Below are 14854 nucleotides of genomic sequence, written 5' to 3' on the forward strand. Positions count from 1 at the left end.
GCGGCACAGTAGCGCCGGTGGTGCTCAGCCGCCGGGCGCGATCGTCGCGGCGAGGGTGCCGCCGAGCTCCGCGCAGGCCGCCAGGTCGGACGGGCCCGGTGCCCCGGTGACCAGGACGTGGGCCGCGGTCTGCGTCCACCCCAGCCCGCCCGTGACGGTCTCGACCGAGCGCACCGCCCCCTCGACCCCCAGGTTCCCGTGCACGTAGAGGCCGAAGGGCAGGCCGCGGGTGTCGTCGGCGCAGACGTGGTAGACGGTGTCGAAGAAGTGCTTGAGCGCCCCGGACATGTACCCGATGTTGGCGGGCGTGCCGAGCACGACCGCGTCGGCGGCGAGCAGGTCGGACGCCGTGGCGGCCAGCGCCGCCCGGCGCACCACCTCCACCCCGGTGATCTCCGGGTCGTGCGCCCCGCGCAGCACGGCGTCGAGCATCTCCGCCGTCGACGGTGACGGCGTGTGGTGGACGACGAGCAGCCGGCTCACCCCGGCACCCGCGCCAGCGTCCCGGACTCCAGCGCCACCCACACCGCGCCGTCCGGGCCGACGGCGAGGCCGTGCGGTTCGCGGCCCGGCGCGAGGTCGACGCGGCGCCGCACCTCGCCCCCGGCGACGTCGACGACGTGCGCGGTGCCCCAGTCGGTGACCCGGCACCCGTCGGCCACCGCGGCGACGGCGTGCGGCTTCGCGCCGGGACCGAGCGGGACCTCGGTGACCGCGCCGTCGGCGGCGACGTGCGCGACGGAGCCCGCCAGGATCTGCGCGACCCACACCCCGTCCGCACCGGCCGCGATGCCGACCGGGCCGCCGTCCGCCGTCGGCAGCGCGACGACGTCGACCTCCCCGTCGGCGAACCGGGCCAGCGCCCCGGCGCCGTTGAGCGCGACCCAGACCGTGCCGTCGGGCGCGGCGGTCACGGCGGCGGGCCGGGATCCGGGCGGCAGCGCCCAGGTCCGCGCCGCGCCGTCGGGGGTGAGCAGCCCGAGCGCGTCGGTGCCCGTCGCGGTGAACCACACCCCGTCCGCGGCGGGCGCCACGCCGTAGGGCGCGCTGCCGGCGGGCACGGGGAAGCGGGTCGGGCGACCGTCGCGGTCGACGTGGCCGACGGCGTCGTCGCCGGTCCGGCTGAACCACACCGCGCCGTCCGGGGCGGCGCACAGGACCGACGGGCGGCAGTCCGGATCGTCCAGGTCGGTGACCCGCGGCCGCCCGGCCCGCCCGTCGGGGTGCACGGGCACCCGGGCGACGGCACCGGCGTGCACGAGCGTCACCCAGACCGCGTCCACGGTGGCGGTGACGCCGTAGGGCCCGGACCCGGGCGGGAACTCGATCGTCATCCGTCCCCCAGCAGTGCGGTGACGGTGGCCGCGAGCGCGTCGAGCCGGGCCTGCGCGCGGGCCCGGTCGCCGTGCTCGACCACCTCCAGGTACGCCTTCAGCTTGGGTTCCGTGCCCGAGGGCCGGATCACCAGCCGCTCCCCGTCGCGGCGCAGCACCAGCACGTCCGGGGCGGGCCGGGTGACGGCCCAGCCCGGCGGCGGGGCGTCGCGCAGCCGGGCCACGGCGGAGTCGCGGGGGCCGGGCTCCATCCGCACGGAGATGCCGCGGGTGAGGTGGACGCCGTGCCGGGCGGACAGCTCGTCGAGCCGGTCGAGCAGGCCCTTCCCCTCGGCGGCGAGACCGGCCGCGAGGTCGCAGGCGACGGTGGCGGCCGCGATCCCGTCCTTGTCGTTGACGGCCCCGGGGTCCACGCAGTAGCCGAGCGCCTCCTCGTAGCCGTACACCAGGCCGGGCCCGCCGCGGACGATCCACTTGAAGCCGGTGAGCGTCTCGGCGAACCGTGCGCCGTACCCGGCCGCGACCGACCGCAGCATCGACGACGACACGACCGTCGTGGCCACCAGCGGGTCGTCGTGGGAACCGGTGCGCAGCAGGTGGTCGCCGAGCAGCACGCCGGTCTCGTCGCCGGTGAGCATGCGCCAGCCCCCGGCCGCGGGGACGCCGAGGGCGCAGCGGTCGGCGTCGGGGTCCAGGGCGATCGCGAGGTCGGCCCCCACCTCCGCGGCCAGCGCGAGCAGCGCGTCGGTGGCGCCGGGCTCCTCCGGGTTGGGAAAGGTGACCGTCGGGAAGTCGGGGTCGGGCGCGGCCTGGGCCGCCACGACGTGGACGTCGGTGAACCCGGCACGGCGCAGCGCGTGCACCGCCGTGGCCCCGCCGACGCCGTGCATCGGGGTGAGTGCGACGCGCAGGGTGCGGGCGGTGCCCCGGGGGAGCCGTCCGACGCGGTCCAGGTAGGACTCCGTCACGTCCGCACCGGACACGTCACCGCCGGTGGGGACCGAGACGGCGGCCGGGGCGGCCGTGATGGCCGCCTCGATCTCCGCGTCCGACGGGGGAGCGAGCTGCGCGCCGTCGGCGAGGTAGACCTTGTAGCCGTTGTCGGCAGGCGGGTTGTGCGACGCCGTGATCTGCACCCCGGCCACCGCCCCCAGCTCCCGGACGGCGAACGCGAGCACCGGCGTCGGGAGGGGGGAGGGCAGGGTGCGCACCGCGAACCCCGCGCCCGCGAGCACGTCGGCGGCCGCCGCGGCGAACGCCTCCGACCCGTGCCGGGCGTCGCGCCCGACCACCACGGTGCCGCGGGCCCCGTCGCGGGCCAGCCAGGCCGCGAGCCCGGCCGTCGCCCGGCGGACCACGGCCACGTTCATCCCGGCCGGCCCGGCCCGCACCGGCCCGCGCAGCCCGGCGGTGCCGAAGCGCAGCATCCCGGACATCCGGTCGGCCAGATCGTCGTCGGGACCCCCCGCCATGACGTCGGCGAGCACCCGCTGCAGCTCGGCGCGCGTCGCGGGGTCGGGGTCGTCGGCGATCCAGCGCAGTGCCGCGTCCCGGAGCGCGGGCCTCATGCCCGTGCGCGGAAGGGGTCGCCGGGGCGGCCGTTCCCGCTCACGACCGCGCCACCAGCTCGCGCAGCAGCCCGCCCATCCGCCCGGCCGCCGCGGCGCCCGCCTCCAGCACCTCGTGGTGGTCCAGCGGGGCGCCGCTCAGACCCGCGGCCAGGTTCGTCACCAGCGACAGCCCGAACACCTCGACGCCGAGCGCGCGCGCCGCGATCGCCTCCAGCACCGTCGACATCCCCACGAGGTCGGCGCCCAGCCCGCGGAACATGCGGATCTCGGCGGGCGTCTCGAAGTGCGGACCGGTCAGCCCGGCGTAGACGCCCTCGGCGAGCGTCGGGTCGATCTCGCGGGCGAGCGCGCGCAGCCGGGGGGAGTAGAGGTCGGTGAGGTCGACGAACTGCGCACCGCGCAGCGGCGACGTCGCCGTCATGTTGAGCTGGTCGGAGATCAGGACCGGGTCACCGACGGCCATGCCCTCGCGGATGCCGCCCGCCGCGTTCGTCAGTACGACGGTGGAGACGCCCGCGGCGGCGGCGGTGCGCACGCCGTGCACGACCGGGTCGACGCCGTGGCCCTCGTAGAGGTGGGTGCGCCCGAGCAGCACCAGCACCCGCCGGTCGCCGACCGGGACCGACCGCACCGTGCCGCCGTGGCCCGTCACGGTGGGGGCGAGGAAGCCGGGCAGGTCGGCCATCGGGATCTCGTGGGTGGCCTCGCCGATCAGGTCGGCGGCCGGGCGCCAGCCCGACCCCAGCACCACGGCCACGTCGTGGGTGGGCACCCCGGTGGCCTCGGCCAGCGCGGCCGCCGCGCTCTCGTGCTCGCTCATGACGGGCAGCCTACGGGCCGCGCGATCAGTCCCCCGCGGTGGCGAAACCGTCCATGAGCACGTCGAACAGGGCCTCGGTGGTGCCCTCGCCGCGGTTTCCCGGGACGGTGAGCCGGGCCACCCACACCGCGTCGCCGTCGGCGGGAACCAGCGCCAGCCAGGTGGCGCGCTCCTGGCCGTGGCGCTCGGTGCGGTAGGTCAGGCGGTCGTCGAGGAGCGGGGTCTGCTCCAGCGACTCGACGCCGAGCACGTCGGTGGTGAGCCCGGCGAGCGCCGCGTCGCGGGACTCGGCCCGCTCCACCGTGAACTCCTCCGTGCCGTCCGGGCTGACGAACGACGCCGAGCGCGCGCCGTCGACGGTCTCGTGGGCGAACTGGGTCCACCCGACCGGCACGTCGGCGTCGAAGCCGAGGGGGTCGAGGTGCGAGATCAGCGCGGTGCCCGCCGAGGTCACCGTGATCGTGCCGAACGGCGACTGCCCGCCGACCATCCGCGTGATCGCCCAGCCCGCCGCCGTGCCGAGCAGCACGACCAGCGCCCCCGCGACGACGAGCGCCACGGCCTGCAGCGGCGACGCGGGCGCGGCGGGCGGCTGCGCGCGGGGGCGGGGCGGGCGCAGGAGGTCGGTGCGCGGGGGCTCGGCGTAGTGGGGGTCGCCGTAGTGCGGTTCGGCGTAGGGGGACTCGGTCCGGAGGGGGTCGGGCCGCGGCCCGAGCGGGCGTCCGGGCGGGCCGGGCAGCGGGCCGGGGTCGGCGGCGAGCGGGGCCGGGGTCGGGGCCCGCGCCTCCAGCACCGCGGAGCTGCGCTCGGGCGCGTAGTCGGGCGGCGGGTCGACCGCCGGGGTGACGAACGAGGCCAGCGTCGGCGCGTCGGGCGAGCCGGGGTACATGGGGTCGTCGGGGTCGGAGATCAGCGGCCGCAGCCGGATGCGCACCTCGTCGAGGGGCATCCGGGCGTCCGGGTCCTTCACCATCAGCGCCGCGATGACCTCCGCCACCGGGCCGCCGCTGCGGGTGCGGGGCACGTCGCCGTCGACGACCTCGGTGATCGTCTGCACCGGGTCGCCCCCGACGTCGTAGGGCGGGCGGCCCTCCACGGCGGCGAACAGCGTGGCGCCCAGGCCCCACAGGTCGGCGGCGGGCGTCACGGGCTGGCCGGCGGCCACCTCCGGCGCGATGTAGGCGGGGGAGCCGAGGACGAGGCCCGCGCTCGTCATCGGGGCGTCGGCGACGTTGCGGGCGATGCCGAAGTCGGTGAGCTTGACGCGCCCGTCGTCGGCGATGAGGACGTTGCCCGGCTTGACGTCACGGTGCGTGATCCCCGCGCGGTGCGCGGCCCGCAGACCCCCCGCGGTGGCGTAACCGACCACAGCGGCCTGCCCGACGGACAGCGCGCCGTGGTCGGCGATCATCTCCGCGAGGTTGCGCGAGGGCACCAGCTCCAGCACGACGACGGGCTCTCCGTCGGCCTCGACCACGTCGAACACCGTGATGACGTTGGGGTGCGACAGCCCGCCGACGGCCCGCGCCTCGCGCAGGATCCGTTCCCGCATGTCGAGCGCCTCGCGGTCGCCGACGCCGTGCGGGACGCGCAGCTCCTTCACCGCGACGCGGCGGCGCAGCACCTCGTCGTAGCCGGCCCAGACCGTGCCCATGGCGCCGCTGCCGATCTTGCCGGACAGCAGGTACCGCCCGCCGATGCGGCGCTGTCCGTCATCCGGCGTCGTCACCGGCCCATTCTGACGACCGCGTATCGCCCGGGTGCACGGGGTACTCCTGCCCGCATGACTCCCGCGGAACGTGCCGAGGTGAGACGAACGGCGAAACGGGCCGTTCGTCGCCGACGTGGATCACCACTCGTCGCGGCCCCGACGCCCGTCCGCAGCAGATCCGCGACACCTCGGCGAGCGTTTCCCTACGTGACCGATTTGCGCTTGGTACACCGCCGTCCGGGTGAGCACCATGGCCCGATGCAGGACAGAGCAGAGATGCACGTCCGGAGCGGGGGTGTGCAGTGACCTTGCTGGAATCCTCCCCGGTCATGCCCACCGCGCCCGCCGTGGTCGACCTCGGTGCGGGCACCGGACCGGCCTGGCTCGACAGCTGGCTCGCCGCCCACGCCGACGACGTCGTCGGCTGGCGCCGCACCCTGCACTCGGTACCCGAGCTCGGCCGCGCCGAGCACCGCACCACCGCGCTCGTCGCCCGGCAGCTGCTCGCCGCCGGTCTCGAACCCCGCACGCTCCCCGGCGGCACCGGCCTGGTCTGCGACATCGGCTACGGCGACCGCTGCGTCGCCCTGCGCGCCGACCTCGACGCGCTCCCGCTGCAGGAGGACACCGGCCTGCCGTTCGCGTCCACCGTCGACGGCGTCATGCACGCCTGCGGCCACGACGCCCACACCGCGGTCGTGCTCGGGGCGGGCCTCGCGCTCGCCTCGGCCCCCAACCTCCCCGGCCGCGTCCGGCTGATCTTCCAGCCGGCCGAGGAGGTGCAGCCCGGCGGCGCGCTCGACGTGGTCGCCGACGGGGCGATGGAGGGCGTGCAGCGGATCTTCGCGCTGCACTGCGACCCGCGCCTGGAGGTCGGCAGGCTCGGCACCCGCGTCGGCCCGATCACCTCGGCCTGCGACCTGCTGGAGATCCGGCTGACGTCGCCGGGCGGCCACACGGCCCGCCCGCACCTCACGGCCGACCTCGTCGAGGCGCTCGGCCTGCTGGTCACCCAGCTGCCGCTGCTGCTCGGCCGCCAGGTCGACCCCCGCTCGGGCACCGTCCTGGTCTGGGGTGCGGTGCAGGCGGGAGAGGCGGCCAACGCGATCCCGCAGCACGGCCTGCTGCGCGGCACGCTGCGCACCGCCGACCACGCCACGTGGAACGAGCTCGAGGACAAGATGCGCACGCTCGTGGCCGCGGTCCTCGCGCCCACCGGCGTCGGCTACGTCCTGGAGCACATCCGCGGCGTCCCGCCGGTGGTGAACGAGGCGGCGAGCAGCGCGATGCTGGCCGACGCCGCCGCCACGGTGCTGGGCCCGGAGGCGTCCGTCGGCACAGAGCAGTCCAGCGGTGGCGAGGACTTCGCCTGGTACCTGGAGCACGTCCCCGGCGCGATGGCCCGGCTCGGGGTGTGGCCCGGCCACGGCCCGATGCGCGACATCCACCAGCCCACGTTCGACCTCGACGAGCGCGCCCTCCCCTTCGGCGTGCGGGTACTGGCCCAGACGGCCCTGAACGCCCTGACGTCCACGGACTGACCTCGACCCGCCCCGCGCCCCGACCCGCCCCCGCGAGTCGGGGCGCAGCGCTGCGGCACCCCACCCCGCGAGTCTGCCGCCGCCACCCGGCGAGTCTGCCGCTGCCACCCGGCGAGTTCGCCGCTTCCGCTCGGCGAGTGTGCGGCTGCCGCCCGGCGAGTTCGCCGTTGGTGCCCGCTGAGCTGTCCACATCGGCCCGGGGCTGTCCACAGGATCGTGACTCGTCGCCGCAGCGGTGCCTATCGGCCCCATCGTCGGGGCCATGGACATCCCGATACCGGGTCTGCACGGTGCCTACCGCCGCAGGGACCTGACCGCCGCGGCCGGGCGGAGATCCGTCGAGAACGCACTCCGGTCGGGGCAGCTGCGTCCCCTGTGGACGGTGACGCTCGTCGAGTCCGCCCGGTTCCTCGACCCGTGCACGCGGGCCGCCGCCGCGCAGCTGGCCACCGCCGACGGGTCGGTGCTCGTCGACACCACGGCGGCGTACCTGCACGGCTGCCGTTCCGTCGACCGGTCGACGACGCACGTCCGCATCCCGTACGGCCGGGAGTTCCGCAGCCGTCCGGGGCTCGCCGTCCACCACGGGCGTTCCTTCGCCGCCGACGTCGAGGAGATCGACGGTCTCCGCGTGCTGGCGCTGGACCGCGTCGTCGCCGACCTGCTCTGCACGCCGGACGGACCGGCGGCCCTCGCCGTCACCGACGAGGCGCTCCGCATGGCGCGGCCGCAGCACGAGCGGTTCCGGTCGGCGGTCAGGACGCGTCTGCGCCGCCGTGAGGACCCACGGGGCACCGTCCGCGGAGGGGTGCTGCTCGGGCTGGCCTCGGCGGAGGCGGAGTCCCCGCCGGAGAGTTGGATCCGGTACCGGCTGCTGGAGGACGGGTTCCCGATCCCGGAGGTGAACTGGCGGATCCTCCACGACGGACGCGAGGTGTTCCGGATCGACCTGGCCTGGCCCGATCTGCGGATCGCACTGGAGTACGACGGCTACGAACCGCACCTCGGGCGCGGTGAGCAGGACGCTGTGCGTCAGGGGGAGCTGGAGCGTCGCGGCTGGATCGTGGTGCGCGCCGACAAGGAGGACCTGCGCAGCGCGGCCCGGGTCCACGCCGAGCTCCGGGCGGCCTTCGCCCGGCGTGGCTACACGTGGTGAAGTCGGGCCGGAGGGTGCCGGCGGCGCGAGATGCCGGGACACGTCGCGTCGTCGGCCGGTCCACAGGTCAGATCGGTGCGGGTCGGCCACCTCGCCGGGCGTTGTCGGCCAACTCGCCGGGTGGGGATGGCCGACTCGCCGGGTGGGGATGGCCAACTCGCCGGGCCTGAGCGGCCAACTCGCCGGGCGGCAGCGGCAAACTCGCCGGGTGGGGTCGGCCAACTCGCCGGGCGGGGTCGGCAAACTCGGCGGGGGGTGGGGCGGGGTGGGGCGGGCGACTCGCGCGCACGGCCCCCTCGGCCCGTGCGCGCGAGCCGTCAGGGGCGGGGCGCGCCCGTCGGGAGGCCCAGGAACGTCCGGCTCTCGTGGCAGACCGTCTTGCACGCCTTGTCCGTCGTGCAGCACAGCGAGCAGAGGCGGGCGCTGTGGAAGCTGCAGTCGACCATGTCCGGGCGCTCGTAGGTGAGGCCGCAGACCGCGCAGTCCAGCGTGGTGGTGGCCGGGCTGCCGTCGGGGGTGAACCGGGGCTCGGGCTGCAGGTCGGGGCGCTTGAGGTAGTACTTCCCCTTCGTCGCCACGGCCAGCAGCGGGGTGAGCACCAGCGCCAGGCCCAGGGCCAGGAACGGCGACCACGCCTTCGCCGGCTCGCCGAACGCCCCGAAGAACGCCGCGAACGACACCCCGGTCGCCACCAGGAACGACCCGACTCCGACGGGGTTGACCGCGTAGAGGTACGCGCGCCGGAACTCCGGCTCCTTCGGCGAGACGCCCAGCAGGTACTTGTTGATCGCGATGTCCGCCGCCACCGTCGTCACCCAGGCGATGGCGCAGTTGGCGTAGAAGCCGAGCAGGTAGTTCAGCGAGGCGAACATGTTCGCCTCCATCAGCGTCAGCGCGAACGCGAGGTTGACGAAGACGAACACGATGCGGCGCGGGTAGCGCTTGGTGACGCGGGTGAAGGAGTTGGTCCAGGCCAGCGAGCCGGAGTAGGCGTTCGTCGCATTGATCTTGATCTGGCTGATCACCACGAGGACCACGGCGAGCAGCACGGCGAGCCATCCGGGGACGATCTCGGAGAACGTCGCGTTGAACTGCTGCACCGGCTCCACGGCGGCGACCGCGCCGATCTGCCCGACGATGTAGACGGCCAGGAACGCGCCCGCGGCCTGCTTGATCCCGCCGAGGAGCACCCAGCCGGGCCCGGCGGCGATCACGGCGGCCCACCACGACCGCTTGTTGGCCTCGGTCTTCGCGGGCATGAAGCGCAGGTAGTCGACCTGCTCGCCGATCTGCGCCATCAGCGACAGCGCCACGCCCGCACCGAGCGCGATCGCGGTGATGCTGATGCCGCCACCGGCGCTGCCCTGGTACGCCAGCCAGGTCCCCACCGAGCTCGGCTCGGCGACGACCAGGTAGACGAACGGCCCGACCATGAGGATCAGCCACAGCGGCGTCGTCCACACCTGCATCGTCGACAGCGCCGACATCCCGAAGACCACGATCGGGATGATGATCAGCGTGGAGAGCAGGTACCCGAGCCACAGCGGGATGCCGAGCCCGAGCAGCAGCCCCTGGGCCATGATCGAGCCCTCGAGGGCGAAGAAGATGAAGGTGAACGTCGCGAAGATGACGTTGGTGAGCACCGAGCCGTAGTAGCCGAAGCCCGCGCCGCGGCTGACGAGGTCGAGGTCGATGTTGTAGCGGGCGCCGTAGTAGGCGAGCGGCAGGCCGGTCGTGAAGATCACCACCACCCCCACGAGGATGGCGATCAGCGCGTTCCCGGTGCCGTAGGTGAGCCCGATGCTGCCGCCGATCGCGAAGTCGGCGAGGTAGGCGATGCCGCCGAGCGCGGTCGTCGCCACCACCCCGGGCGTCCACTTCCGGTACGTGCTGGGCGCGTACCGCAGCGTGTAGTCCTCCAGCGTCTCGCTGGTCGCGGTCGTCGGGGAGGGACCGGTGGTGGTCCCGACGTCGTCGATGCTCATCGCATGCCTCCGGGGCACGGTGGTGGGGCGGCGGCGGGGGCGTCGCTGACCCCGCACGCAGGCAACACCGGACCGCTAAACGGCCGCCAAGCGCAGCCGGCGCAGGGCGTCGACGACGCGCCCGTGCTCGGCCGCGATCGCGTCGACGGTCCCCGCGGTCGCGCCGGTGGTCTCGGCGCGCAGGCACAGCTGCGCCAGCCTCGTGGCGCCGAAGACGGCGCCGACGCCGCGCAGGGTGTGGGCGGCCCGGCGGGCTGCCGCGGCGTCGCCGGACGCGACGGCGGTGCGCAGCGCGTCGAGCAGGGGAGGGGTCTCGGCTAGGAAGTCCTCGACGAGCCCGGAGAGCGCCTCGGGGTCGCCACCGACCAGTTCGCGCAGGTCGTCGAGCGCCGAGGGGTCGAGCACCGGCGGGTGGGGCGCCGGGAGGTCGGGCGTCGGCGGATCGGCTGCCGGCGGCACGCACCGGCGCAGCGCCGCCGCCAGCTCGGCGGGCCGCAGCGGCTTGGACAGGTGGTCGTCCATCCCCGCGGCGAGGCAGGCCTCCCGGTCGCCGGGCAGCGCGTCGGCGGTGACGGCGACGATCCGCGGCCCGCGCCCGCGCATCCGTCGACGGATCCGCCGGGTCGCCTCCAGCCCGTCGAGCTCCGGCATGCCGACGTCCATCAGCACGACGTCGTACTCCCGGCGCGCGACGGCGGCGAGCGCCTCCACCCCGTCGCTGACGACGTCGGCCCGCTGCCCCAGCTTCGCGAGCAGCAGCTGTACGACGCGCTGGTTCACCGGGTGGTCCTCGGCGACGAGGATCCGCAGCGGCGGGACGGTGTCCGGGACGGCCGCGGGCGTCGGGTCGGCGGGGCCGTGCAGCACCTCGACCAGCGTCCGCAGCAGCTGCGCGGGGCTCACCGGCTTCGTCAGGGCGACGTGGCCGGGGACGCGCGGCTGCCCGAGCGTGGTCAGCAGGACGACCGGCGGGTCGTGCGCGGTGGCCCGGGCGGCGGCGGCGAGATCCGGGCCGGGCGTGCGGACGTCGAGCAGGACCACGTCGAACCGCTCCGCCGTGAGGCGCCGCAGCGCCTCCGCGGGCGACCCGGTCGCCTCGCCCGACATGCCCCAGGACCCGGTGTGGCGCAGCAGGATCTGCCGGTTCACGGCGTTGTCGTCGACGACGAGCACGCGCCGGCCCGCGAGCAGCGGCGCCGCGTCCGGTGGGGGCTCGCGGCGGGGCAGCGCCGTCCCCGGCGCCCGGACGGTGAACGTGACGGTCGTGCCGACGCCGACGGTGCTGATGGCGGAGACCGAGCCGCCCATGAGGTCGCACAGGCGCCGGCAGATGGCCAGGCCCAGACCGGTGCCCCCGAACCGCCGGGCCGTCGACACCTCGGCCTGGCTGAACGACTCGAACACCGGCCCGATCCGGTCGGGCGCGATGCCGACCCCGGTGTCGCGCACCGCGAAGCTCCACTCGTGGACGCCGTCCGGGAGCGGGTGGGCCCGCACCGTCACCTGCACCTCGCCCGCCGCGGTGAACCGGACGGCGTTGGAGAGCAGGTTGAGCAGGACCTGCCGGACGCGGGTGACGTCGCCGACGAGCGCGTCGGGCACGCCGGGGTCGACGACGCAGAGCAGCTCGACGTCCTTGCGCGCCGCGTCGGCGGCCACCAGCTCCAGGGCCCCCTCGACGCACTCCGCCACGTGGAACGGCGTGCGGTCCAGGTCGAGCCGCCCGGCCTCGATCTTGGAGAAGTCGAGGATGTCGTTGATGAGCAGCAGCAGGGAGTCGGCGCTGTCGCGCACGATCCCGGCGAACTGGCGCTGCTCGGGGGTCAGGTCGGTGTCCAGGAGCAGGCCGGACATGCCGATGACGGCGTTCATCGGGGTGCGGATCTCGTGGCTCATCGTCGCCAGGAACGCGCTCTTGGCGGTGTTGGCGCTCTCCGCGGCCGCGGCGGCGTCGCGCAGCGCGTCGGCCACCCGGACGCGGTCGACGACCCGCCCGAGCTGCGCCCCGACCTCGGACAGCAGCGCGAGCAGCCGGTCGTCGCGCTCGGCGGGGGTGGCGGAGAAGAACTCCAGCACCGCGACGACCTCGTCCCCGGCGAGGACCGGGAACGCCATCCCGGCCCCCAGCCCGTCCGCGGCCGCGGCGCGCGAGAAGCCGGGGTCGCGCCGGACGTCGGGGATCCACGCCGCCGCGCCGGTAGCCAGGACCCGCCCCGGGAGCCCGGCCCCGACGGACGGCGGCGTGCCGGCGGTGGCGGCGCGGAACCCGGGCGACCCGCCGACCCAGAGGCCCGAGGGCACCAGCGCGCCCGAATCCTGCCAGTACACGTGGCTCACCGGCCAGCCGGTGTGGGCGCACACCAGGTGCAGCACCTCCGCGGTGGCGGTGGGCAGGTCGGCGGCCTGGTGCGCGGTGGCGGCCACCCGGTGCAGCAGGGCCAGCTCGGCGGTGCGCTCCCGCACCCGCTCGGCCATGCCGTTGAACCGGGTGGCCAGTGCCCGGATCTCGCCGACGCCGCCGACCCCGGCCCGCGCGTCGGGGTCGCCGTCGGCGATGCGGGCGGTGGCCTCGTCGAGGTCCTGGACCGGCCGGATCACCGCCCGCCGGGTCACGGCCGCGAACACGCCCATCCCGGCGAGCAGCAGCAGCGCCACCGCGACGGCGGCCGCCGACCAGGCCCGGGCCCGATCGACGCCCAGCGCGGTCTCGCGGGCGGTGCGGGCGTCGACGAGTGCGAACACCTCCCCGATGGGCTCCATGATCTGCGCCTTCGCGCGCAGGTAGCCGGTGTCGTGGAGCAGCGCGGTGGCCCGGTCGCCGTCACCGATCAGGGCGAACGCCTGCTGCTCGATCCCGGCGAGCGCGTCGGACCGCGCCTGCGCGACCGCGAGCAGTTCCAGCTCGGCCGGCTCGAAGCCGGCGCGGGCGGCGAGCGTCGCGAAGCTCACCGGAGGCCCGGACGGCGTCGGCCGCAGACCCGTGTCGGTGACGACGTCCCAGTAGATCTCGTCGTAGTCCTCCGGCCGCGGCGCGGTGCCGGCCCGGATGGCGAGGATCTCCTCGAACCACTCCCGGTACCGCGGCTCCCCGGTCGCGACGTAGCTGCGGGCCATCCGCGTCAGGTCGTCGGAGGTCTGGCGCAGCTCGTCGGCCAGGCGGAGCGAGGTCGAGCGCCGCGACTCCGCGTCGGCCGAGTCGTGGGTGCTGCGCTCCGCGGCCAGGCTCACCAGCAGCAGCACCGCGAGCAGGGCGACCCCGGTCCCGATGCCGATCCGGACGAGCCCGCGCAGCGAGGTCACGACGCCGACCTCCCCAGCTCCGCGCGCAGCGCCGCGATCTCCGCCCGCAGCGCCGACTCCCGGTCGGTGACGTCGCGGTGGAGCTGGTCGAGCCGCCGCGCGAGCCGGCCCACGACGTCGTCGCGCGCGGTCTCGTCGCCCCGGCCCGATCCGGAGACGACCTCGTCGACCCGGCGCAGGTGGTCGCGCTCGATGTCGCGCAGGCGCTTCGCCGCGAGCGAGGAGCGCAGGCGGGCCCGCAGCACGACCGCGCTGAACGGCTTGGGCAGGTAGTCGGTGGCGCCGAGGTCGATGCAGCGCACCACGGCGTCCAGCTCCTGCACGGCCGACACCATGATCACCGGGAGGTGGTCGAGCCGGGGGTCGGCCTTGATCGCCGCGAGCGTGGCGAAGCCGTCCAGCACGGGCATGACGACGTCGAGCAGCACGACGTCGACCTCCTCGGTGCGCAGCAGCTCCAGCGCCCGGCGGCCGTTCTCGACGGCCAGGACCTCGTGGCCCAGCCCGGTCAGCGCGGTGCCGAGCAGCCGCCGGTTCACCCCCGAGTCGTCGACGACGAGCACCCGGCCCGGCTCGTCGTCGGGCTCGGCGGGCACCGGACCGTCGAGCACGGGGCGCGGCGGCGCCCAGCCCAGCGCGGGGTCCTGGTGCAGCACGCCGCGCTGCAGCTCCCGCAGCGGGGAGCCCGGTTCCAGCCCGAGCTCGTCGCGGAGCAGGCGGCGGCCCGCGGTGTAGACGGCGAGCGCGTCGGCCTGGCGGCCCGAGCGGTACAGCGCCAGCATCAGCTGCGCCCGCACGCGCTCCCGCAGCGGGTGGGCGTCGACGCGCTGCTCCAGCTCGGCGACGAGCGCCGCGTGCCTGCCGAGCCCGAGCTCGGCGTCGACGCGGTCCTCCGCGCAGGTCAGGCGCAGCTCGTCGAGCCGGGCGGCCTCGGCGCGGGCGAACGGGGCGTCGGCGACGTCGGCCAGCGCGGCGTCGCGCCACAGCGCCTCGGCCCGGGCCAGCAGCCCGGCCGCCGGCTCGGCGTCGTCGTCGCGCAGGGCGGCCCGGCCGGCCGCGGCGAGCCGGACGAACTCGACGGCGTCGATCGCGTCCGTGCGCAGCACGTACCCCGGGGCGGCGGTGACCAACAGGTCGGCGGGTGCCCCGCGCGGCCGGTCGGGTTCGAGCGCCCGGCGCAGGTTGGAGACGAACACCTGCACGGTCGCGGCCGCCCGCGGGGGCGGGTCGTGCGGCCACAGGTCGTCGATGAGCTGGTCGAGCGAGACCACCCGGCCGGCCCGCACCAGCAGCGCGCAGAGCAGCGCGCGCTGCTTGCGGCCCCCGAGCTCCACCCGGCGGCCGTCGCGCCACGCCTCGACCGGCCCGAGCAGCCGGAACTCGATCAGCACGCGGCCCTCCCGTCCGACGACGGCCAGCCAAGTACGGACGTGTGT

The 14854-nt window shown here is 75.9% G+C and carries 10 protein-coding genes; 2 read left to right on the forward strand and 8 right to left on the reverse strand.

Annotated elements, in window-relative coordinates; all coding sequences use genetic code 11:
- Window positions 1-24: 24 nt before the first annotated feature.
- From H6H00_RS12905 to H6H00_RS12925, 5 genes are read right to left on the reverse strand one after another with little or no spacing between them, the layout of a single operon-like run.
- Window positions 25-483 (reverse strand): flavodoxin family protein, encoded by a 459-nt coding sequence (locus tag H6H00_RS12905; protein WP_185721497.1) that lies wholly within the window; start codon window positions 481-483, stop codon window positions 25-27.
- Window positions 480-1334, reverse strand: a complete 855-nt coding sequence (locus tag H6H00_RS12910) for a Vgb family protein (protein ID WP_185721498.1) — start codon at window positions 1332-1334, stop codon at window positions 480-482. Before H6H00_RS12910 ends, H6H00_RS12905 begins: the two co-directional genes overlap by 4 nt.
- Window positions 1331-2902: a phospho-sugar mutase gene (locus H6H00_RS12915; protein WP_185721499.1), complete on the reverse strand. Its 1572-nt coding sequence runs from the start codon at window positions 2900-2902 to the stop codon at window positions 1331-1333. The genes H6H00_RS12910 and H6H00_RS12915 overlap by 4 nt, the downstream gene beginning before the upstream one ends.
- A 40-nt stretch (window positions 2903-2942) precedes the next feature.
- A complete protein-coding gene (locus H6H00_RS12920; protein ID WP_185721500.1) occupies window positions 2943-3725 on the reverse strand; it encodes a purine-nucleoside phosphorylase in 783 nt (260 codons plus the stop codon).
- A gap of 25 nt (window positions 3726-3750) precedes the next feature.
- Complete coding sequence (locus H6H00_RS12925) at window positions 3751-5454, reverse strand: serine/threonine-protein kinase (RefSeq protein WP_255425723.1); 1704 nt, start codon at window positions 5452-5454, stop codon at window positions 3751-3753.
- Between the two features lie 311 nt (window positions 5455-5765).
- Between H6H00_RS12925 and H6H00_RS12930 the strand changes: the two genes are divergently transcribed.
- A complete protein-coding gene (locus tag H6H00_RS12930; protein ID WP_185721501.1) occupies window positions 5766-6977 on the forward strand; it encodes an amidohydrolase in 1212 nt (403 codons plus the stop codon).
- A 262-nt stretch (window positions 6978-7239) separates the two neighbouring features.
- Window positions 7240-8133: a putative endonuclease domain-containing protein gene (locus H6H00_RS12935; protein ID WP_185721502.1), complete on the forward strand. Its 894-nt coding sequence runs from the start codon at window positions 7240-7242 to the stop codon at window positions 8131-8133.
- Window positions 8134-8450: 317 nt separating this feature from the next.
- Here H6H00_RS12935 and H6H00_RS12940 read toward each other — a convergent pair whose 3' ends face one another.
- From H6H00_RS12940 to H6H00_RS12950, 3 genes are all read right to left on the reverse strand, one after another.
- On the reverse strand, window positions 8451-10118 hold the full coding sequence (locus H6H00_RS12940) for a purine-cytosine permease family protein (RefSeq protein ID WP_255425724.1): 1668 nt from the start codon (window positions 10116-10118) through the stop codon (window positions 8451-8453).
- Between the two features lie 75 nt (window positions 10119-10193).
- On the reverse strand, window positions 10194-13418 hold the full coding sequence (locus H6H00_RS12945; RefSeq protein ID WP_185721503.1) for a response regulator: 3225 nt from the start codon (window positions 13416-13418) through the stop codon (window positions 10194-10196).
- Window positions 13415-14809 carry a BTAD domain-containing putative transcriptional regulator gene (locus tag H6H00_RS12950; protein ID WP_185721504.1) on the reverse strand — a complete coding sequence of 465 codons (1395 nt, stop codon included), beginning with the start codon at window positions 14807-14809 and terminating at the stop codon, window positions 13415-13417. Before H6H00_RS12950 ends, H6H00_RS12945 begins: the two co-directional genes overlap by 4 nt.
- Window positions 14810-14854 lie beyond the last annotated feature (45 nt).

Origin of the sequence: Pseudonocardia petroleophila (assembly GCF_014235185.1) — a bacterium.
Lineage (GTDB): Bacteria > Actinomycetota > Actinomycetes > Mycobacteriales > Pseudonocardiaceae > Pseudonocardia > Pseudonocardia petroleophila.